The organism is Lysinibacillus sp. GW823-FHT02G10 (assembly GCF_058797135.1).
The window spans coordinates 103,849-124,683 of sequence record NZ_JBXAJI010000006.1 but is presented as its reverse complement, the minus strand read 5'-3'; the positions used below and the strand labels follow the sequence as shown (position 1 = coordinate 124,683).

Here is a 20,835-nt window from a genome sequence, read left to right as displayed (position 1 = left end):
GCCAATCTATAGATGATTAAACTACAAGATATTGGAACATTTTCAGAACTACCAGAGCTTGCAATGTATATCTATACTGGCGATATTACAGCTTTGCGAGTTGCGAGGGATAAAGGCTGGATTATTGAAGAAGAGATATGTTTAAGTCAGCATACATCATTAAGCCCATTGGATTTAGCGTTGATTGCACAAAGATTGGATGTAGTAAAATTATTAGTTGGATATGGGGTTAATTTAAATGTGGAAAAAAATCCTTCTTTTTTAAGAGCTGTTCGATATTGTAAAGAAAATATAGTACGTTACCTTGTTGAACAAGGAGCAAAATTAGATGGCTATAACCAAGTGGGATCTGGAGCCTATTCTCAGGCCTACTATGGCAATAAAAGAAATATCCCTCTTATTCATGAACTTGGGCTTGATATAAAGCAGCATGGAGGTCCTGTATTGCGTCAGGCTGTGTCGAATTTTGATAAAAAAACAGTCACTTATTTACTTGATCAAGGAGTAGATATTAATTATCAAAAGCCTGATATGGTCTATCCCTATGAAGCAACACCATTAACAGTTGCAACAAGAATGGGAAATATAGCTATGGTGAACTATTTGATTGAACGAGGTGCAAACGTCACTTTAGCGGAGAAAGATGGTGAGAGAGCTTATACAATTGCTGTACGTATGAAAAATATGGAACTAGCAAATTACTTAAAGGCTTTAGAACCAATAGAACTCCATACTATTGAAAACAAAAAAGAGACATTGAAAAAATACAAGTTACCAGATGAATTGATTAATTTTCTGACAGGAGATCGACTACATCTTGAGCTTGCACCAAATGATTATGACATTCACTTTATCGATTTTTTCAAACTAACTGATACAATTGAGATGAAACTAGGTCATAGAGAGCTCCTCCTTCTTTCCGCAAATATCGACAATTACTCTGATTTGCAAATAGTCTGGAACCCAAAAGGAGAAGGCCATATAGGGTGCTATGATGTGGAGCATGAGGAGTATGCTAATTTATGTAGTTTTAAAGAATTTATTGGTAGACCTGAAATATACCTTATCCGTTTTCTTGAAGGAGAACTATAGCAATGTTTTAAGCTACTGATAAAAATGTGAATCAACTGATTAAATGAGCCTTCCTGCTATTCAACTTAAAAGTCGATGAGAGTAAGCATATTCTTTCTAAGAAATATGCTTACTTTTTATTGCTCTATATTCGAAGAGTTGACAAACAAAAAACAATAGAACGTTTAATATATATGGCACAAAAGAACAACAGTAGGGCTATTAACAGGGCGAAGGGGATGCTGAACATAACAGGAAGTTCTACGCCATACCAAAGGCCCATTTTAATTTGATCCACTCCGAATGTTCGTAAAAAACCAGCGAGTATGGATAAGCCAGCGCTTAAAAGTAATCCAACATAAAGTACAGATAATACCACTAAAGCTAATGAGCAAAAAAAAGTCTTTAGCATTTTTAGAAGTATCATTCTTTTTCCCTCCGTATAATGTGGTGCACCTTTGAACTCGAAGCTATCGAATAATCATCCGTATAGTAAAGTGTCCCAATCACACTATTTTCCCCAACATGGACGACTTCCCCTTCCACAAACTCTGCATTCGTATTAGATAATTGTAGGTGTTTTCCACTAATTGTGTGACAGCGTAATATTTTTTTAAATAACGGAAGAAGGGTTATCCTATCCTTTTCTATTACCACATTTTCAGCCCTTAACCTGTCAATTCCGCTTTCTCCCGATAACTTCAAATGAAAGTGATGAGCGATTATTTCCGCAGCCTTGACTATTCCAATGGCATCAAATTGCTCGCTCTGTAATTTCTCTTCAACCATTAGCTTTCCAGAACTATTGATTTTTTGGATAAAACCATTACGTATTTTAATATTCCCAGCATTTGTAAGTTCTCCGATTTGGCAATAATCCTTTAACTTACACGAGCCAGTACTATTAAATATCTGCGCTGTAACTGGATAATAGAAGGAGCTATGACCATGAGTGGACACTTTTATTAAGTGTACTTCTTGTTGTAACGATACAGCGCCTCGAATGTTTAATTGTTCATAATCAGCATCCAAATGTTTAACGGTGCCATTCGTTTGTGTAAGGGTACGGAGTTTTTGAAACATAAAGTCACCTCATTATAATTTAATTAATATATATTTTAATTATTAAAATATATATTAATTAAATTATATGCTACTTCCATTTGTCAAGAACAAAAGCACAGCTTAAATTAAACAATAAAAAAAGGATTTCAATTTGTTGAAATCCTAAAAAATTTTATTCATTAATTGGTTTACTTCGCGTAAGATGTTGGTCATGTCTATGAGTTTATCCTGAGAAAACTTTAAAAAGATTTCTTGAACCTTCATGTCACCAATATTGGTTAAAGCCATTTTGACCACACGTCGATCATTATTTTCTCTAATTCTTTGTATGAGTTCGAGTTTTTCCAGTTTATCGCACATGGAAGTTACAGCTCCGGGTGTTACACTAAAGAATTCAGCAATTTCTGTTGCCTTCATCCCATTATTTATTTTTAGCTGTAGGAGTAATATTAATTGGTTTTGTGATAATGCTTCTCCTTCAGATAAAAGATCTACAAACATTTTCGACTTCTGCTGTATTTCCAGCATTTCTTTCATAATAATTTCTACATTGTTTAGATTTTCTGGCATATAATCACGTCCACTAAAATATTTAATAATTAAATTATATAGCAATTAAATAAATGCTACCAAGTGTAGAATTACTTTAAGAAATATTTATTTTTTAAAAGTCGTACGCATCCATTCGAAAAATCTCTCTTTTTCTTCGAACTGGGGGTAGTGAGCAGATTGTTCATATGCTATGAATTCTTTTTTCTTCGCGATAATTTGGTCGAAGTACTTTTTAGCGCTATTCGATGATGTTTGATAATCATAATCTCCCATTACAAAATAGAAGGGAAGAGTCAGTGAATTGACTTTCGCAGGAAGTGGGGACTGCAAGACTTCGTTTACTAAGACTTCTTGGGATAGGGATATCCCTTTGCTATATCGAATAATATCTAACAAATTATATTCAGTACTAAAAAGCATCCCTAACATATTTCCATCAGGGTTAGTAATAAGTCTTGTAGCTCCACCGTATTTGCTCACTAAATGACGAGGCGTAAATGTTTTACCACTACTAATTTCCTCCATTAACCTCTGTAAATGTGCAACATCCTCTGTGTTACTCTTAAGCTGAGCCTGTTTGATCGTAAAGTGTAAACTGTCCATCTCACTTTCAACGGTATTACTCATTTGACCAATCCCAACATAGGCCTCATATTTATCAGGAGCTTTAGCAGCTGCTTGTGTGGCAATATAGGTACCGTAGGAATGACCAATTAAGATAATTTTTTCTTTATCTAGATGATTAGCAATATAGTCAGTCAGTGCTAGTAAATCCTCCACAAGCAAATCAGATGAAAGATTTGAGTAGTCCTCAAAAAAATGATAAGACTTCCCACTAGCCCTTTGATCATAATTTACCACTGTAAATTCGGTTTCCAATAAATCTTGATATTTTTTAGCGTAGGGTATTTCAGAGCAACCTGGTCCGCCATGGACAAAGATGATTACAGGATTATTTTTGTTATGGCCTCGTATCATGATTTCATGGTCACTGCCGTTAATTTCTACCTGTTCTAGCGTACTGATGCTGTTCATGTCTTCTATAGATGATGTCCATGTTGGAAATACAAGTGTTAATAATAGTAAGGAGGTCATAATCAAGACAAGATATTTAATGAACTTTTTAATCCTTTTCATACAATACCTACTTTACATGCGTTTCATAAAGCTAGCATGATACATTTTTCTTTTATACACATAAAAATACATACTCAGAGGCCACCAAAGTGTCACAAAAATAGGGTAAATCGCCCATATAACGCTTGGTGAAGAAACAACATTTACTGTAATGAAAAAGATACTAATTAGTATCGTAGCTGTAACGGAGAATGCTACAAAGGTTTTTCGTTGCGCGTGATATAAAGCTAGAGGCCACCATATCACTAAAAAAGCAGGATAAATTGCCCAAGGGTATTGAGGAGATACAATCATATTCAATATAGAGTAATAGATGATGGTAGAAGCACATCCAATTAGAGCTGTTTTTAACGTTTTTGCCTTTTCATCTAAGTACATGAGGATTGGCCACCAGATAATTGGATAAATCGCATAGATAAACCATAAATGATCTGGTGCGTAAATATAATTTTCAACTATTAGAAATGTAATAATTAAGGCACTACAAACAATTGAGTATTGTTTATACAATTTTTTAGCCATAAAGAATAACGTAATAGGCCAAAGCAGTAGCAATAAGCATGGATATACAAACCACATTGTTTGAGGAGATGTCGTATAATTAACAACCCCTAAAAAAATCATTGTCATCAAGCTCCCCGCTATAGAAAAGTTAATAAAGTTCCTCATGTTTATTCACCCCATTTCTTACGAGACCACACAAAGTACATCGATAAAGGCCACCAAAGAATGGCGAAAATCGGATAGATTGCCCAAATAGTATGTGGTGTGTAATAAAGATTAATAAAAATAAAAAATGCAATGATTAAGCCACTACCCCAAATTGAAAATTCTAAGTTTAATTTAGCCATGTTTTTCTTCGCTGGTTCTTTAACACCTAACTCTTGCTTTAAGTCTTCGATATCTCCAAATTCTACAATGGCTTTATTAATGGCATCCTCTTGTTCTTTACCTTGGTCCATCAAATAAAATACTTTTTCTTCAAGATTTTCAATGATTTCTTGTTTAACCATTTCCGTTTCGTTAGTTCGAGGAATGTCTTTAAAAAGCTCATCAATATGGTTTTTTATTCTTTTCATTCTAAGCCCTCCATAAATAAATCGATTATTTCCTTTACTTCCGACCATTCTTTCACTAGCTCATTTAAATAGGCCTTACCTAGTGATGTAATACGGTAATACTTTCTTTTGCCTCCATGTGAGACATCTCCATAATAGGCTTCAATAATTTCTTTTTTTTCGAGACGTTGAAAAACTGCATACAAAGTTGCTTCCTTGATTTGAAACCGATTGTTTGTACGGAGACTTATTTCCTGAGAAATTTCGTAGCCATAACGGTCTTTTTCTGAAATTAACCGTAAAATAATCGAATCCAAATGTCCTCGGATAATATCACTGCGAACCATAAGTCACCTACTTTTTTTATTGCTCTATCTGTCAGAGTAATAGTAGCAAACATTACTCTGTCTGTCAAAGTAATTTATTCCCCTTTTTTTACAATGATGATGAGATTTTCAATAAAAAAACCCATTCGCTGAAAAGCCCAAAAGGACTATTTCATAGCGAATGGAGTTCGAGTACTCTTTTTACATATACAATGCAGCAAGGAAAATCCCTAAAGACTCCTCGTAAATGTCATCAAACTGGCTGATTGGTAAAGGATTTGTACCACTTCCTAATTCAACAGTGAAGCCTGGTCTACGCCAATCTTGAATAAACCAATCTTTATAACCAGCATAGCTTCCAGCAGATTGAACGGGCTCATAGCCACTTACTCTACTAAATTCATTTACAAGCACCTCTGATTCTGGGGGCTCTAGATTTTCAAAACCCCAATATATGACACGTCCCTGTGTATGAAAGGCTAATACTCTTGAAAAATCACGTTGCTTGGTCAAATCAGCCATTGCAATGGCTTCAGGTTCAGATAGTGGTCTTTCACCACCATAATCTCTTGGCCCTGGTGTTTTTGGATTACGGGCACTTTCAAGCTCCCATTTGGCAGGGAATTGGTCATTCAAATCAATTCCATGAATATTTGCTTTCCAGCCAGAAAAATCAGCGTTATCATTATTCCATGCAATTAGTTGATTTCTTAATGCTTCATCATTTGGTGGGCCTTGTATTACTAAATCAACGCCATCAGGATTTACCATAGGAACGATAGAAAGGAATGTTTGCTGATAAAGAGAAAATGGAGAAATTCCACGAATACTACTTTGATTGGTGAGGGCGAGCAAATAGTCATTTAAAAATGTTAGAATAATAGGTGTAGTAATCCATTCGTTTGCATGGAAGGAGCCATTATAGTGTACACGTTTTGCACCATGGCCAATCGACAGCTCAGGTAGCTCCTTCCCTAAAACGGAACTGCCAATGTTTGAGCTATGAAGAAAAGGATATGCATCAAGGAGCTTTCTGAGATCATTTATCAGATGGGTATACGTGTAAGTTTGCTTACCTTCAACTAAACGCCATGTGATACGTTGGGGTATGCGAATCATTTGACCGATTTGTAATCGATTTGGATTGAGATCAGGATTAACAAGCAATAGGGCGACTAGGGGGAGGTTTCGGCTCTGGGCAATCTGCCAAAAAGAGTCTCCTTGTTTAATTTGATAGTTGTTGGTCACAAAACCAGGAATACGAACCCGTTGTCCAACTCTTAAAAATTGGGGATTTATATTTTCATTAGAATCTAAAATGAGTTGAAGAGGAATTTTAAATACCTCACTGAAATGCCAAAGTGAATCTCCTGGTCTTACGATAATATCCACATGTTTTCTCTCCTTAATTAGAAATGGTTCAATATAAAATGTATATGAAAAATACAGAGACTTATTGATACAAAATCAGCAAAATTTCTTTATTTTGAATCTAAAATAGGAGAAAATGAGTTATTTTTACATGTATACTAGTAATCATACTAAAGTAAAAGAAAGGTAAAGGTAGGAAAACCAAATGTTAAATAGATTAAAATTGGGTATACGCTCAAAGATTTCATTAGGTTATATCGTAATCATTCTTTGCCTACTTGCGGCAGTTGTCATATTAAATAATCAAATTACATCTTTGCAGAAGGAAAGAAATTTTATTATTAAGTACGATTCCAATGTTCTAACTTTAACCAATGAAATTGAAAAATATATATTGGATATGGAATCAAGTCAACGGGCTTTCATCATTACGGGTAAGCAGAGTTATCTGGAACCCTATGATAATGCAGCTGAAAATTGGAAAATAGATTTTAATGAACTCTATCAACAAATGAAAGATAAACCAGCTCAGCAGGACAAACTTAAAGAGATAGAGGAAACAATTGAACATTGGATAGCAACGTCAGGCGAACCAACTATTCAATATAAAAAGGATAATAATATAGAAGCATTAAATGATTTTTTTAAAGTGGATAATGGTCGTCAGGATATGGAAAAAATGCGCAAACTATTCGATTCATTCCGTGCCACTGAAAATGCTTATACACAGGCAAAGGCAAATCAGTTAGACAAGCAAAATAGTAAATTAACTAGTGCTTTATTTGGGATCTTAATTTTAGTTTCTACAATAGCTATTGCTATCGCTAGTGGCATTTCCCGTTCAATTGTAAAAACGATAACGGAAGTAACACAAACAATTCAAGAAATAGCAGCTACAAAAGGTGATTTTACAAGAAGAATCCATGTGAATACAAACGATGAAGTGAATGAACTTGCTAATGCAACGAATACGCTTTTAGAGTCCGTCGAAAAGAGGGAATGGCTACAAAGCAATGTAGCTGAAATCGTGACAAATTATCAAGGTATTTCAGCAATTACAAAATTAGCGGAGACCTTCCTATCAGAAGTAGCACAGAAAACCCAAGCATCCCTTGGCGCATTTTATGTTCGGGAAGTAACAGAGAACCAAGTACAGTTTGTGAAAAAGGCTGCTTTTGCTGACACGGATGATTGTGTTGGCATGGAGAGTTTCAAAATAGGACAAGGGTTAATCGGTCAATGTGCATTAGAAAAGAGAGTGCTATTCTATGATAATATTCCGAGAGACTATCGTTTAATCAAAACGGGATTAGGTGAAATTAGACCACAAAATATTTTATTGATTCCTGTCATTTTTGAAAATGAAGTTATAGCGGTTGTTGAAATAGCAACAATGGCTAAATTCAGTAAGTTACAGCAAGAATTAGTGAGACAGGTTACTGAAACCTTTGGACTAACAGTTAATAGTGTTTTAGGGCGTATGGAAATTGTACGTCTATTGAATGAATCTAGAGCAATGACAGAGGAATTACAGGTCCAATCAGAAGAGCTTCAAACACAATCAGAGGAATTACAAATGCAGACAGAAGAGCTGACTATGATTAATGAGCAGCTTGAGGAACGCACGAAAGAGGCAGAGTCCAAATCAAGAGAGCTAGAGAAAGCGAAGAAGGAATTAGAAGAAAGTGCAGAGCAGCTTATCCTTAACTCTAATTACAAATCCGAATTTTTAGCGAATATGTCACATGAATTAAGAACACCTTTAAACAGCATATTAATATTATCGGAAATGCTAGCAGAAAATAGCCAACACAATCTAACGGACGAGGAAGCAGAGTTTGCTAAAGTTATTCATTCTTCAGGAGAGGACTTGCTTGCTCTAATCAATGACATATTAGATTTATCTAAAGTGGAGGCCGGGAAGCTTGATATTATTTTTAATGAAGTGAATATGAGCGAAGTACCTGTACAAATTGAACATACCTTTGCACCAGTTGCGAGGAAGAAAAACTTAGCATTCCATATTTCAAAGGCGGATCATGTAGTGGATGTATTCTATACGGATGAGAAGAGATTCCAGCAAATCTTAAAGAATTTATTATCGAATGCCTTTAAATTTACTGAGCAGGGATCTGTCACATTAGACATTAACCAGCTTACACCACAACAACTAACAAACAATATGCAGGATATAAGTACGGATTGGTTAGAAATTACTGTTTCAGATACAGGAATAGGTATTCCAAAAGACAAACACCAGCTGATTTTTGAATCATTCCAACAAGCAGATGGAGCTACGGTCCGAAAATATGGTGGAACGGGTCTTGGTCTTTCTATTTGTAAGGAATTTGCAAAATTACTTGGTGGATGGATTACATTACAAAGTACTGAAGGACAAGGTAGTAGCTTTACGTTAACGATTCCGAGTCTACCAAATGGAATTGAAGAGGAGCATTGCCAAAAGCTTGCCATGAACGAAGTGGCAGTGACGACGGTGGAAGAGGAACAAATCAAAGAGCAGCCAGTAGCAATGGAAGAAGCCCTTCAACATGAGGTTGAGGTGTTTCAAGGGAAAAATATTTTAATAGTTGATGATGATAACCGTAATATTTATGCGTTGAAAACGGCATTAGAAAAAAGAGGCATGCATATTCTAGTTGCCAAAGATGGACTAGAATGTTTAGAGGTCTTGCAGGCTAATCCAGATATCGATCTTGTTCTGATGGATATAATGATGCCTAATATGGATGGCTATGAAGCAATGACTATTATTCGTCAGCAAATGAAACGTATCGATTTGCCAATCATTGCATTGACTGCTAAAGCGATGAAAAATGACCGTGATAAATCATTGCAGGCAGGTGCATCTGATTATATTAGTAAGCCATTAAATTTAGATCAATTAATATCAGTTTTAAGAGTATGGTTAGTTTCTAAGGGGAGTTAATGAACATGGAACAACAATTTCAGCCTTTGGAGCAAAATATACAATTAAATAGGCATACAAATTTAGAAATTGATTTGTTACTAGAAGCTATTTATCGTTTATCGGGTTATGATTTTCGGCAATATAATCGTTCATCCATTTCACGCAGAATCTACAATAGGATGGGGATAAATAACATCCCAACGATTTCACGTGTACAAGAAAAGGTCATTCATGATAAAGAATTTTTAGAGCAGATATTAAATGATTTTTCGATAAATGTAACGGAGATGTTCCGCAATCCTAGCTTTTTTAAGGCCTTTCGTGAAACGGTCATCCCTGTTTTACGAGAATATCCAGAAATCCGTATTTGGCATGCAGGCTGTGCAACAGGTGAAGAAGTATATTCTATGGCTATCTTGCTTCAAGAAGAGGGGCTAATAGAGAGATCTGTAATTTATGCAACAGATATGAACGAGCAAGTATTAGAAAAAGCTAAGAAGGGGGCCTTTCCAATTCATAAAATGCAGGCATATACAAAAAACTATATGCTTGCTGGAGGTGCCCATGCTTTTTCAGAATACTATCAAACAGATTATCAATATGCTTACTTTCATCCAACATTATTGAAAAATATTATTTTTGCTCAACATAATTTAGTAACAGATCATTCATTTAATGAATTTCATGTTGTTCTGTGCAGAAATGTTCTTATTTATTTTTCACCTAAGCTTCAGAGCCAGGTACATCAATTATTTTATGAAAGTCTAAGTGACAAAGGTTTTTTATGCTTAGGGGATAAAGAAACATTGCGATTTGAAGAGGTTATTTCAAAGTATAATGAGATTTCTGGAAACGAAAGAATTTATCAAAAAATGTATTAATGAGTAAGAGGCTATCTTTAATGGATAGCCTCTGCTTTTTTATATAGTATTAGTGCTAGCTTGAATCATTAAAACACACATGTCATCAGGCTGATTCTCTTGTTTATCCTTAGGCAAAAGGTTATCGATTAGGCATTGCGAATAATCCCACTTGGAGGATGTTAGCGTTTGCAAATGCTTTTCTGATTCTAATTCACAGGGTCCCATTGCTTCTAACACACCGTCTGTAAATAACACAATTTGAATGTCATGCTCATATTGGATAAATTGCTTTTTCACTTTTATTTCATCAAAGAACCCGACTGCACAGCTACCCTGATCTAATGGAATACATGTTTTTTCATCGATTAGTGCATATCCAGGAGGATGGCCAGCATTTATGTACTCGACTGTTTTTTGCTCTGTATCAATGATTAAATAAATCGCTGTAAAATAATAAAGATTATTCTCTTTCCCATCTTGTAATAGCGTCATATAACGATTCAGTTCTTGGATGACAAGCTCAGGTTCAACCAATTGCTTAACCGCCTCTCTTAGAACAGAGGAGATGAACATACAAACCAACGCTGCAGATATACCGTGACCCATCATATCCAATAATATTATGGCATAACGATGATCGTCTATTTTGTACCAATAATACATATCTCCTGCCAAATTAGAGGATGGTAAATAAGAAACTTCAATACGGATGTCCTTCTCATTTAACGGTGGGCTAAGAAGACTCCTTTGTACATGGGTTGCTAAATCTAGTTCATATTGTATTTTCTTTTCATGCTGTGTGTGCCAGTCTAATTCTGCCTTTAAACGTAAGGCAACACGCATTCTGGCAAGTAGCTCTGTTTTATTAATTGGTTTAGTAATATAATCTACACCACCAATGTCTAGGGCTTCTGCCAGTTTGTTTTTATCCTCGAGTGCTGTAACAAAAATGATTTGAATATCTTTTAATCTCTCATTTTGCTTAATGCGTTTGCAGGCCTCAATACCATCTACTTCCGGCATCATAATATCTAACAAAATTAAATCTACTGAATTTCCTGTCGGATTGGGTGCATCTAATTGTAAATAATCAAATAGCTCATAAGCAGATGAAAGAGAAACACAGTTATCATAACCTGCATTTTTTAGTATTTTCTCAATGACAAATAAATTGACTTGATTGTCATCTACTAGAAGAATGGTCATAGTACTTTCCCCTTACTCTGATTGAATTGTGCAGATTATTTTTCTCATATATAAAATACTTTCAACTTAATCATTATACAAAACATCAGAGAATAAAGGTATTTTGGCGATTTGAATGTATGGTTTACTAGGTATATGAAGTAGAAGGGCGTTATATTTTCGCTTTTTTAAATCCTTGGTAGATATCAAATGCATTTGCTAAAACAGCAATAATCATACTGACAAGTAGGATTTTATCAATAGTGAAGGCAACTTTAGCTGAGGTTGTTTCTGTAATAGCCGCAATATAAGGGATAGAGGCGCTGTGAATAAAATCTTGGTGTATCGCTATTAAAATAAACACAATTGTTCCTACACTTTGAAGTAGTGCATTAGTGATGGCGATAGGCATTGTCCACTGTCCTGCACGCCATTTTAATAAGGTTAAAGTTAGACTTAGGATAATACATAGTAAGACCATGGGAACAAACGATTGTAAAGTATTTTGATTAAAGATAGGCATAACAAATTTCAAGCTGCCGTTGTCATTCGTTGTATAAATACCTAAAAGACGATAGGCATTCCAGTAAACAAAAGAAAAAATAAGTATTCCTAAAAGGCTAAAAATCGTATCACTTATAGGAATGATTTTATCTTTGGGAATCTTTTTAATTTGTATTAAATCATCAGGTGACCATGGCTTGGTATCTCTCAGAAAAGGGATCGAAAGCTTTTCAGCCCCAGAACGGCCCTTAATGATAAAAATAACCGTAACCCAAAACAAAACGTGAAATAACACAGCAATAATTGCAACAATCATCCCTACAAATGCTGTAATAATGGTTGTGAGAAGTGCTTCTTCTCCAGAATAGAGAACCATCTTCTCTATTATTTGAACAATGATCGTAATAAGAATTGCCCAAGGAATAATTAGCTTGATGGTTCTTGTATATTGTTCAAAATTCTTTGGACCAATTAAAAAGTGGGGAGTATCCTGATAGCGTGCAGCAACTTCTGAAGGGCTTCCAAGCTTCTTAATTACTTCCTTCACCTCAGATTCTGTATATTGCTCTGGCAACATATCCTCAATAGTAGCCTTTAGTTCAACCTTGATTATCTCACGTTTATTTTTATGTAGCCTTTTAGTCACTTCGTGAATATATGAATCAATTAAAGTCATACATTTTCCTCCTTTAATCATTTTCAGTACTCATTAATTAGTCGTGGTAATATATGTTATTATGGGGTATAAAAATTAATATGAAAAATTCGTGAACAACATGCAACAATTTGAAAATGGAGGGGACATGATGAGGGTTGTAGAGAAATTATTAAAAGAGCAAGATTTTGTAGCCTTTGTGAATATCGTTGTAGGAGCGTATCCAGGAAGATTGAATGGAACACAAATAACAAAAGAACAGCTGAAAAAGCTCTTTATGCAAAATCAGAGCAATGATGAATCTCTTCATTATTACGGACTTTGGGAAAAGGACAAACTTATTGGTGGTATGCGACTACATGACTTTCAAATGAATCTGTTCTCTAAAATGCTACCAATTGGTGGGGTAGGACTTGTTGCAGTTGATTTATTACATAAAAAAGAGAAGGCTGCAAAAGAATTAATCCAACATTTCTTTAACATCTTTTTAGAAAAAAATATTCATTTTTTGGCCTTGTATCCGTTTAGACCAGATTTTTATAAAAAAATGGGTTTTGGCTATGGACCGAAAATCTATCAATACTTGGTAGAGCCTTCAAGCTTCCCGAAAGGACCAACCAAAAAGCACCTTAAATATTTGACAGTTGAAGATCAACAACAGCTAGTAGATTGCTACAACAGGGTAGTAGCAAAAAAACATGGGATGTTTCTTAAAACACAATCGGAACTATCTTTTATTTTTAATAATCCAGATAACTATGTGATTGCAATGGAACAGGAAGGTACAGTTCAGGGCTATATTGCCTTTTCTTTTAATAAACAAAGCGATAGTAATTTTATGCTAAATAATTTGGTCATTAAGGAGTGGATCTATGAAACTCCGGAGGCTTTGCTAGAGCTTAGTACATTTTTAAACAGTCAAGCAGATCAAGTAAACCGAATCGAATGGAATACACAAGAAGAAAATGTCCATTTCTTTTTAGAGGATGTAAGAAATGGCACAAATCATTTAATTCCAAGTGTCTATCACGCAAGTGCCGTGTCAGGAATTGGTCTAATGTACCGTATAATTAATGTGAAGGGCTTTTTTGATGAGCTACTAACACGCAATTTTAACGGTGTCACTTTGACCTTTAAATTGAATGTTATGGATTCGTTACTGGCAAAAAATAATCAGCAACTTATTGTTGAGGCTGTTAACGGTACAATTAAAATGCTAGAAAGTGATAGCTATGATGTTGAAGTAACGATAGATGTAGCTGAGCTTTCATCACTAGTAATGGGCGTAGTAACGGTCCAAGAGCTATTTATGCTGAGTCGAATACAGATTAGTGATAATCAGTATTTACAGGCTTTACAGCAATTCTTCTATGTGTTTGAAAAGCCCACATGTATATCTGCATTTTAGAATGGGCGTGAGGGCTTTTAATCTTTTTTAATGAGAATGGAAGAACGTGTTGGCCTTTCAAGTGGCGTTATATTAATAATAAAGTAGCTTATGATTAGTATGAGGATAATTAATGAATAAATTAACGTATTTAGAGGATGATCATGCTCCACAATAATTAGTCGAATCATTGCTGTGATACCTATATAGATAAAATAGCGAAGTGGAAAATGGTAATCCTCCTTAAAATATTTAATGATCATTGTGATGAATTCGAAATATAAAAAGAAAATAAGAATATTGGCAAGGAATAGTTTATAATCACCATCTTCCTTAGCGAATAGTAATATTTTAAGAAATTCAATTAGCTCCTTAAATAATAAAAAGCAGAGAATCAGTGCTAATAGTACAAGGCAAACATTGAGAAAGAGCTGTAGAGATTTTGGCACAGCTTTAATGAGCTGTAAATAAGTCGTATTTTTTTGATTCATCCAATTCCTCCAATCGGTTTTGTAAATACATCATCATATGGTCGAGTAGTAGTGTATTATGATATAAATATAACAATTTGTCGTAAATCTTTTCTTAGTATTTTGTAAAGTTTTGGTATATTTTAATGAAAGAAAGTTTTCAAAATAATTTAGTGGTATGCTAAAATAGATGTGCATGAATATAAAATATAAAAGGGGTTTTTAAAATGGCAAAATCTGCAAAAACTGATGCGAAAATTACACCAGAACGTTTAGAAGAAGCGTTAAATGTTCGTGATCGACTTATTATCGAGCTACTGGTACAAGTACTTGATGAAAAGCTAGTAATTGAGCGTCCTGTATTACGTGAACGTCTAGGGAACCTTGTAGATCTTGCAGATCACGATGCAGAGCTTAAGGAAACAATCCACGCAGTAATTAACAAACTATAATGTAAAAGAGGAATGCTACGGATATGCGTAGCATTCTTTTTTATATAGTATTTTATCATGTAAAGCGTTCTACCAAGTCGTACATGCGCTCTGCCTCTGTATGAAGCTCCATAGAGGAGTGCATGATAGATGTCACTGCTGACTTTTGTTCGTCAATAGAAGCGTTAATTTGTTCGGTAGCTGCGGCAGATTGTGTAGCGACACTTGCTATTTCATTGATGGCGTTCATCACGACTATTCGATTTTCCGCCATGTCATTCATTCCTTTGTCTAAAGAAACAAGGTGCTTTGTAATGCCATGAATGGAGTCTGCTAGGAAAGTAAAGGCTCCCTTTACTTCCGTAATCGACATGGCCTGATTTTGTGACAGTTGGAGCGTGTGTATCATTTTTGAATCTGAATTAGCGGTATCGACCTCAATACGCTGTAATAGGTTTCTAACCCGATTAGTAGCTTCATTCGTATCCTCAGATAAATGACGGACTTCCTCAGCTACGACAGCAAACCCTTTGCCATGTTCACCTGCACGGGCTGCTTCAATACTTGCATTTAGCGCTAATAGATTTGTTTGTTCAGAAATGGATGTAATTGTTTGTACGACTTGATGAATTTCTTTCATTTGGCTCGTCAAACTTGAGAAAGTTGTTCTTAATTCCTCAATCACTTGCGTAAACTCACTTGAATTTTGTAGTAATACATCTACTTTTTGTCTACCGTTTTCTTGTGATTGATTAATGATATTCATATTTTCTGTAATCTCACTATATTTATCTGTAGCATTTGAGATAAGTGAGGACAGTGTTTCTACTTTACTAATGGCCATTTCTGCTTCCTCAGCTTGTACTACAGCTCCCTTAGATATATCATTGATGGCTTGATGAATTTCATCAGCAGAAGCAGTCGTCTCCTCAGTAATGGCACTCAGCATTTCTGAAGAAACGCGCATTTGGGACGCACTATCCTTTGTATTGTTGACCATTTCGTGTAAGCTATGTTTCATATTATTCACGTTACTAGCTAGTATACCTAGTTCATCTTCTGTAGTAACAGGTATGTCATCACCAGTTAGCTTGCCTTTAGCAATATCAGATGTAATGACCATAATTTTTCGTATATAGGTTGTCATTCGTCCAGAGAAGAACCAGAAGAGTGATACACCAATAATCGTTGCAAGGATGGTCATGCCTAGTGTGTAGTATAAAACGTTATTCGTACCTGCATTAAAGTCCATTTCGTATGTACCAGCTGCTATAATCCAGCCCCAATGCTTGTCCTTTTCTACATACGTTATCTTAGGCGCAACGATTTCAGGATTTGAGGGAAGGGCCCAATCATAACGTACATATCCTCCTCCAGCATTTGCTGCTTCAATCATTTCTCGTACAAAATAGCGCCCATCCTCTGTTTGTAAATCTGAAATATTTTGTCCTTCTAGGGATGGATGAGTTTCAACCATACCACTATCTTGGAAAGCATAGAAATAAAAATTATCTCCATATTTAACAGGATTATCAATGGATCTTTTGTTATCTTCAATTTTATTACCAACGATCTGTGTTCTAGCACTTTCCTGAGCTTCTTCTAGCGTTAATTTCCCATTTTGAACTTGAGTATCTAACTGTGCAATTAGTTCAAGTATGCCAAGTGTGCCATTTTTAAGACTATCTCGACCTACCTGATCGAGTTCTCCTTTCACCACCATATAATTGACGGTTCCAACTAGTCCTGTTGATAGTAGAATAACTATAATAGCAAGACTAACAAGTTTATTACGTACTGACTTCATAAGATACAACCCCCGTTCCTTCATTCCTTCAATATAGTTCTATTATAATATATAATTTTTTAATAAAATAGAAAATTCTGAAAATAAATACGGTATTTTAAGTGAAATAGGTCCAAAAAAATCACCCCAATCAAGAGTAAAAAACAGCTCTTAATTGGGGTGATGTTGAAGCTTAATATAGCAGGTTTACATCGATTAATACACTTTATCTCCATTGAAAATAGAGTTCTTTACGATTACATAATCAACATTGCGAATAGCCTCTAGCTTTGTGCCACCAGCATATGAAATAGATGACTGTAAATCTTGTTGCATCTCGATTAACGTATCTTTGATGCTACCTTTATGTTCAACGTACATTTTCTTACCTTCGACGTTTTTACGTTCACCTTTTTGGAATTCAGAAGCAGAGCCGAAGTATTCCTTCACTGTTCTACCCTCGATTTCGATTGTTTCACCAGGTGACTCTTCATGACCAGCGAATAATGAACCGATCATTACCATTGAAGCACCAAAACGTACAGATTTAGCGATATCTCCATGTGTACGAATGCCACCATCAGCAATAATTGGTTTTGTAGCAGCCTTTGCACACCAACGTAGTGCAGCTAGTTGCCAGCCGCCAGTACCAAAACCTGTTTTGATTTTAGTAATACATACTTTACCTGGTCCAATCCCAACTTTTGTTGCATCTGCACCAGCATTTTCAAGCTCGCGCACCGCTTCAGGTGTTCCTACATTACCTGCGATGACAAAGCTTTTTGGTAAATGCTTTTTAATATGCTGAATCATACGAATAACAGCATTTGAATGACCATGTGCAATATCAATTGTAATAAAATCAGGTACCAAATTAGCAGCTGCTAATTCTTCAATAAATGTATATTCCTCTTCTTTTACACCAACGCTAATAGAAGCAATTAAGCCATTTCTTTGCATTTCTAGAATAAAGTTTCGACGAGTTTCTGGTTGGAAACGGTGCATGATGTAAAAGTAACCGTTTTCAGCAAGTTTCTTTGCAAGATTTTCATCGATAATTGTTTGCATATTTGCAGGTACTACTGGAAGTTTAAAAGTGTGACCACCTAAAGTAACAGAAGTATCACATTCTGAACGACTTTCTACAATACATTTTGCGGGAATTAGTTGAATATCCTCATAGTCAAATACGTTATCCATTATATACACTCCTAAAATACGAATATTTTTTAAGATTTAATTTAAATTGTTCGCCATTTGGTAATTTACATGATTTTTGAGTAAATGTCAAAGCTTTTGTGAAAATAAATAAAAAATTTAAAAAGAAAGGAGACAACTTACTTTGAAGATGAAATATTCTAGTTATAATTTGTGTTATGTTTTGTAATCCATGTACAATAGAATTGTTTCAAAAAATGACAAAGGAGTGTTGAAAATGGCAGTAGAGGTTTATTTGAATTTTAATGGAAATTGTCGAGAGGCAGTTGCGTTTTACGAAGACGTTTTTAATACGGACAAGGCTGAAATTATGACGTTTGGAGAGACACCACAAAATCCAGACTATCCATTACCAGAAGAAGCAAAAGATCTTGTCATGCATACACGACTTATTGTATTCGGTAGTAGAATTATGTTCTCAGATACATTTCCAGGCATGCCATTTTCCACAGGGAATAATGTCACATTAGCTGTTGTATCCGATGATGAAGAGCAAATGCGTCAAGCATTTGATAAGCTTAAAGAAGGTGGTAACGTGAGAATGGAGCTTCAAGAAACATTTTGGAGCAAATGTTACGGCTCACTTACAGACAAATTTGGCGTTGAATGGCAATTTAGCCATGAGGTAAATGAATAATTAAATAACAAGATAAAAGCACGATGATAGGGCTAAACCAAGTATCATCGTGCTTTCTTATTTAGTAATTAAAACGATCTACATAGCCTTGTAATTCATCTGCCATATCAAGCAATGTTTTAGCAGAAGAGGCGATTTCCTGCATGGAAGATAATGTTTGTTCCGTTGAAGCGGCAACCTCTTCAGATGCAGCTGCGTTTAGTTTTGCATGATCTGACAGTTCAATAGCAGTAGCGGATACCTCCTCTACAACGGCAGACATTTCTTGTGCTGAAGCTGATATATCCTCCATTTTAGGAGCAATTTCTCGAAGACTTCCCACGATACTTGTAAATTTCTTTTTCGTATCCTCGGATAGCTGTAAACCTTCTTGAACGTCTGCAGAAGCTTTCGTCATCGTTTGTACAGATTTAGCAGTATCTTGTTGTATGCCAGTAATCAGAGTAGAAATTTGCTCTGCTGATTGATGAGATTGCTCCGCTAATTTACGTACTTCATCTGCTACAACTGCAAAGCCTTTACCGTGTTCACCTGCTCGTGCTGCTTCAATAGCAGCATTAAGAGCAAGAAGGTTTGTTTGGTCTGAAATAGCGCTAATAATTTCTATAATGGAGCCAATTTCTTTTGTACGATCAAATAGGGATTTAATCATCGTATCGGATTGAGCCACAGAATCATGAATGGATACCATTTGATTAACAGTGTGCTCAACAGATTGACTACCTTCTTCCGCTAATTGGATGGCCTGGCTGGATAGGTCTGAAACTTGTAGGGCACTATCTGCTACCTCTACAACACCTTTTGCAATCTCCTCAATAGAAACAGCATTTTGATCGATTCCTGTTGTTTGTTTTTCCGTACTAATCGCTACCTGTTGCATAGCCTCTGTCACTTGCTCAGATGTAGCGATATTTTGCTCAGCATTCGCTGAAAGGCCTTGTGCCGAGGTTTGAACATGTTGTGAGCTTTGATCAACATTGCGGATCAGTCTTTTTAAGCTAACTTTCATTGAGACAAATGCTTCAGCAAGCTGTCCTATTTCATCTTTGGTATGAATATCAATAAACTCTGTCAAATCACCTTCACTAATTTTAAGAGCACTTTGCTGTAGTTGTTTAATTGGGTTAACAATAGATTTAATCATTGAGAGCATAAAGATAATACCAACAATAATAGAAATACCAATAATAAGTAATGTAATAGTAAAGGTTGAGGTAGCAGCGTTAGTAGCCTCTGCAATGAACATTGTACCAATTATCTTCCAGCCTGTGATTTCATTTGTTTCAAAGCGTAAATGACGGTCACCTTCAGTAATAATACCTTCCTGCTTTTCGTAAATTTTTGAAACATAATCTTCCGTTGCCTCTGTGCCGCTTTCCTTATCTTTTTGAGCAATATATAACTTATTATTATCTAATAGAGAGGCAAAGCCCGTTTCTCCAATACGTGTTTGATCTGTCAGTGCACTTAGAAGAGAGATATTTAAATCTAAGGCAATTACGCCAGAATCATCAGGAAGAGCTTGCATAACTGTCACAACGATGTTATTTGTTGATTTCGAGATATATGGAGAAGTGATGGATACATGCCCTTTATTATCAATGGCTTCTATATACCAAGGACGTTTACGAGGATCATAATCACTTGCATAGTCATGGACAGGTTCATCAATGATTCGCCCATCAGCAGTCCCTATATATACTAGCTCCACTTCTGGGTGTGTATTTACATATTCTTGAAAAAGCCCTTTTAATTCAGCTTTTTTATCATCTTGTAAATAAGACTGATTTATTTTCTTGGCAAAATATTCGATATCATGAACTCTAGGAGCAATTGTATTGGTAATATTACTATTAAGCATACGCACACTTTCCTTGGCGCTTGCTTGCTGCTCTTCGAGTATTTGATTTTTGGTACTTTTAAAGGAGGTGTACCCGATTAAAAGTGCGGGAATGAGAAGTATGACTAAAAATGCAAAGATGAGTTTCTTTCTTAAACTAATTCGTTTCATATAGTATTCCTCCTTAAACGACATTATTGAAGTGTAATAGAATTAACTACGTGATTGGTTTTATTACACTAGTAGACTCCTAAGTCGTTCAAATGTTTAATCTGATTCTAAGAGGAAAATGAATAATAATCAACACAATTTTCTGAAAAATCTGGAAAATAAAGTTATGCAACGCTATT

At 35.3% G+C, this 20,835-nt stretch carries 19 protein-coding genes; 6 read left to right on the top strand and 13 right to left on the bottom strand.

All coding sequences use genetic code 11. The features are described 5' to 3' along the window. The first annotated feature begins 12 nt into the window (after positions 1-12). Positions 13-1,092, top strand: coding sequence for an ankyrin repeat domain-containing protein (locus tag AC1RFD_RS17720; RefSeq protein WP_333880957.1), 1,080 nt, complete (start codon positions 13-15; stop codon positions 1,090-1,092). Positions 1,093-1,494: 402 nt separating this feature from the next. On the opposite strand, the gene AC1RFD_RS17715 is transcribed toward AC1RFD_RS17720, so the two are convergent. The 7 genes from AC1RFD_RS17715 to AC1RFD_RS17685 all read right to left on the bottom strand — a co-directional run bounded on the left by AC1RFD_RS17715 (position 1,495) and on the right by AC1RFD_RS17685 (position 6,601). After that, entirely contained in the window at positions 1,495-2,154 is a 660-nt protein-coding gene (locus tag AC1RFD_RS17715) for a hypothetical protein (RefSeq protein WP_048395305.1), read from the bottom strand. A 144-nt stretch (positions 2,155-2,298) separates the two neighbouring features. Then, positions 2,299-2,706: a MarR family transcriptional regulator gene (locus AC1RFD_RS17710; RefSeq protein ID WP_492475136.1), complete on the bottom strand. Its 408-nt coding sequence runs from the start codon at positions 2,704-2,706 to the stop codon at positions 2,299-2,301. Positions 2,707-2,793: 87 nt separating this feature from the next. Beyond that, positions 2,794-3,825 carry an alpha/beta hydrolase gene (locus AC1RFD_RS17705; RefSeq protein WP_485601019.1) on the bottom strand — a complete coding sequence of 344 codons (1,032 nt, stop codon included), beginning with the start codon at positions 3,823-3,825 and terminating at the stop codon, positions 2,794-2,796. 12 nt (positions 3,826-3,837) lie between these two features. Then, on the bottom strand, positions 3,838-4,494 hold the full coding sequence (locus AC1RFD_RS17700; protein WP_328023963.1) for a hypothetical protein: 657 nt from the start codon (positions 4,492-4,494) through the stop codon (positions 3,838-3,840). 2 nt (positions 4,495-4,496) lie between these two features. After that, positions 4,497-4,904, bottom strand: a complete 408-nt coding sequence (locus AC1RFD_RS17695) for a permease prefix domain 1-containing protein (RefSeq protein ID WP_048395459.1) — start codon at positions 4,902-4,904, stop codon at positions 4,497-4,499. Further along, a complete protein-coding gene (locus AC1RFD_RS17690) occupies positions 4,901-5,230 on the bottom strand; it encodes a PadR family transcriptional regulator (protein ID WP_004233468.1) in 330 nt (109 codons plus the stop codon). Before AC1RFD_RS17690 ends, AC1RFD_RS17695 begins: the two co-directional genes overlap by 4 nt. 180 nt (positions 5,231-5,410) lie before the next feature. Continuing rightward, positions 5,411-6,601: a M14 family metallopeptidase gene (locus AC1RFD_RS17685; protein ID WP_492475135.1), complete on the bottom strand. Its 1,191-nt coding sequence runs from the start codon at positions 6,599-6,601 to the stop codon at positions 5,411-5,413. 184 nt (positions 6,602-6,785) lie between these two features. On the opposite strand from AC1RFD_RS17685, the gene AC1RFD_RS17680 reads away from it, so the two are divergent. Next, positions 6,786-9,527, top strand: coding sequence for an ATP-binding protein (locus AC1RFD_RS17680; RefSeq protein WP_492475134.1), 2,742 nt, complete (start codon positions 6,786-6,788; stop codon positions 9,525-9,527). Between the two features lie 5 nt (positions 9,528-9,532). Continuing rightward, on the top strand, positions 9,533-10,390 hold the full coding sequence (locus AC1RFD_RS17675) for a CheR family methyltransferase (protein ID WP_326141267.1): 858 nt from the start codon (positions 9,533-9,535) through the stop codon (positions 10,388-10,390). A gap of 39 nt (positions 10,391-10,429) precedes the next feature. On the opposite strand, the gene AC1RFD_RS17670 is transcribed toward AC1RFD_RS17675, so the two are convergent. Together AC1RFD_RS17670 and AC1RFD_RS17665 are read right to left on the bottom strand one after the other, a co-directional pair. Then, on the bottom strand, positions 10,430-11,578 hold the full coding sequence (locus AC1RFD_RS17670) for a SpoIIE family protein phosphatase (RefSeq protein WP_066038328.1): 1,149 nt from the start codon (positions 11,576-11,578) through the stop codon (positions 10,430-10,432). 151 nt (positions 11,579-11,729) lie between these two features. Further along, positions 11,730-12,737, bottom strand: coding sequence for an HAAS signaling domain-containing protein (locus tag AC1RFD_RS17665; protein WP_492475133.1), 1,008 nt, complete (start codon positions 12,735-12,737; stop codon positions 11,730-11,732). Positions 12,738-12,867: 130 nt separating this feature from the next. Between AC1RFD_RS17665 and AC1RFD_RS17660 the strand changes: the two genes are divergently transcribed. Beyond that, positions 12,868-14,124 carry a GNAT family N-acetyltransferase gene (locus AC1RFD_RS17660; protein ID WP_387256434.1) on the top strand — a complete coding sequence of 419 codons (1,257 nt, stop codon included), beginning with the start codon at positions 12,868-12,870 and terminating at the stop codon, positions 14,122-14,124. Between the two features lie 17 nt (positions 14,125-14,141). Here the strand turns inward: AC1RFD_RS17660 and psiE are convergent, their stop codons facing one another. After that, on the bottom strand, positions 14,142-14,594 hold the full coding sequence (psiE, locus tag AC1RFD_RS17655; protein ID WP_004233484.1) for a phosphate-starvation-inducible protein PsiE: 453 nt from the start codon (positions 14,592-14,594) through the stop codon (positions 14,142-14,144). Between the two features lie 206 nt (positions 14,595-14,800). Here psiE and AC1RFD_RS17650 point away from each other — a divergent pair, with 206 nt between their 5' ends. Then, positions 14,801-15,025: a hypothetical protein gene (locus tag AC1RFD_RS17650; RefSeq protein ID WP_016992248.1), complete on the top strand. Its 225-nt coding sequence runs from the start codon at positions 14,801-14,803 to the stop codon at positions 15,023-15,025. Positions 15,026-15,080: 55 nt separating this feature from the next. Here AC1RFD_RS17650 and AC1RFD_RS17645 read toward each other — a convergent pair whose 3' ends face one another. Continuing rightward, positions 15,081-16,811 (bottom strand): methyl-accepting chemotaxis protein, encoded by a 1,731-nt coding sequence (locus AC1RFD_RS17645; protein ID WP_054548511.1) that lies wholly within the window; start codon positions 16,809-16,811, stop codon positions 15,081-15,083. A 195-nt stretch (positions 16,812-17,006) separates the two neighbouring features. Continuing rightward, the gene (guaC, locus tag AC1RFD_RS17640; RefSeq protein WP_492475132.1) at positions 17,007-17,990 is read right to left on the bottom strand and encodes a GMP reductase; all 984 of its coding nucleotides are present in this window, start codon (positions 17,988-17,990) and stop codon (positions 17,007-17,009) included. A gap of 235 nt (positions 17,991-18,225) precedes the next feature. On the opposite strand from guaC, the gene AC1RFD_RS17635 reads away from it, so the two are divergent. Beyond that, positions 18,226-18,645: a VOC family protein gene (locus AC1RFD_RS17635; protein ID WP_016992246.1), complete on the top strand. Its 420-nt coding sequence runs from the start codon at positions 18,226-18,228 to the stop codon at positions 18,643-18,645. A gap of 61 nt (positions 18,646-18,706) precedes the next feature. Here the strand turns inward: AC1RFD_RS17635 and AC1RFD_RS17630 are convergent, their stop codons facing one another. Continuing rightward, positions 18,707-20,656 (bottom strand): methyl-accepting chemotaxis protein, encoded by a 1,950-nt coding sequence (locus tag AC1RFD_RS17630; RefSeq protein ID WP_492475131.1) that lies wholly within the window; start codon positions 20,654-20,656, stop codon positions 18,707-18,709. Positions 20,657-20,835 lie beyond the last annotated feature (179 nt).

What these genes read in the sequence shown, in the direction of transcription:
- AC1RFD_RS17720 (WP_333880957.1), top strand. Translation starts at nt 13, where the DNA reads ATGATTAAACTACAAGATATTGGAACATTTTCAGAACTACCAGAGCTT.
- AC1RFD_RS17715 (WP_048395305.1), bottom strand. Translation starts at nt 2,154, where the DNA reads ATGTTTCAAAAACTCCGTACCCTTACACAAACGAATGGCACCGTTAAA.
- AC1RFD_RS17710 (WP_492475136.1), bottom strand. Translation starts at nt 2,706, where the DNA reads ATGCCAGAAAATCTAAACAATGTAGAAATTATTATGAAAGAAATGCTG.
- AC1RFD_RS17705 (WP_485601019.1), bottom strand. Translation starts at nt 3,825, where the DNA reads ATGAAAAGGATTAAAAAGTTCATTAAATATCTTGTCTTGATTATGACC.
- AC1RFD_RS17700 (WP_328023963.1), bottom strand. Translation starts at nt 4,494, where the DNA reads ATGAGGAACTTTATTAACTTTTCTATAGCGGGGAGCTTGATGACAATG.
- AC1RFD_RS17695 (WP_048395459.1), bottom strand. Translation starts at nt 4,904, where the DNA reads ATGAAAAGAATAAAAAACCATATTGATGAGCTTTTTAAAGACATTCCT.
- AC1RFD_RS17690 (WP_004233468.1), bottom strand. Translation starts at nt 5,230, where the DNA reads ATGGTTCGCAGTGATATTATCCGAGGACATTTGGATTCGATTATTTTA.
- AC1RFD_RS17680 (WP_492475134.1), top strand. Translation starts at nt 6,786, where the DNA reads ATGTTAAATAGATTAAAATTGGGTATACGCTCAAAGATTTCATTAGGT.
- AC1RFD_RS17675 (WP_326141267.1), top strand. Translation starts at nt 9,533, where the DNA reads ATGGAACAACAATTTCAGCCTTTGGAGCAAAATATACAATTAAATAGG.
- AC1RFD_RS17670 (WP_066038328.1), bottom strand. Translation starts at nt 11,578, where the DNA reads ATGACCATTCTTCTAGTAGATGACAATCAAGTCAATTTATTTGTCATT.
- AC1RFD_RS17665 (WP_492475133.1), bottom strand. Translation starts at nt 12,737, where the DNA reads ATGACTTTAATTGATTCATATATTCACGAAGTGACTAAAAGGCTACAT.
- AC1RFD_RS17660 (WP_387256434.1), top strand. Translation starts at nt 12,868, where the DNA reads ATGAGGGTTGTAGAGAAATTATTAAAAGAGCAAGATTTTGTAGCCTTT.
- psiE (WP_004233484.1), bottom strand. Translation starts at nt 14,594, where the DNA reads ATGAATCAAAAAAATACGACTTATTTACAGCTCATTAAAGCTGTGCCA.
- AC1RFD_RS17650 (WP_016992248.1), top strand. Translation starts at nt 14,801, where the DNA reads ATGGCAAAATCTGCAAAAACTGATGCGAAAATTACACCAGAACGTTTA.
- AC1RFD_RS17645 (WP_054548511.1), bottom strand. Translation starts at nt 16,811, where the DNA reads ATGAAGTCAGTACGTAATAAACTTGTTAGTCTTGCTATTATAGTTATT.
- guaC (WP_492475132.1), bottom strand. Translation starts at nt 17,990, where the DNA reads ATGGATAACGTATTTGACTATGAGGATATTCAACTAATTCCCGCAAAA.
- AC1RFD_RS17635 (WP_016992246.1), top strand. Translation starts at nt 18,226, where the DNA reads ATGGCAGTAGAGGTTTATTTGAATTTTAATGGAAATTGTCGAGAGGCA.
- AC1RFD_RS17630 (WP_492475131.1), bottom strand. Translation starts at nt 20,656, where the DNA reads ATGAAACGAATTAGTTTAAGAAAGAAACTCATCTTTGCATTTTTAGTC.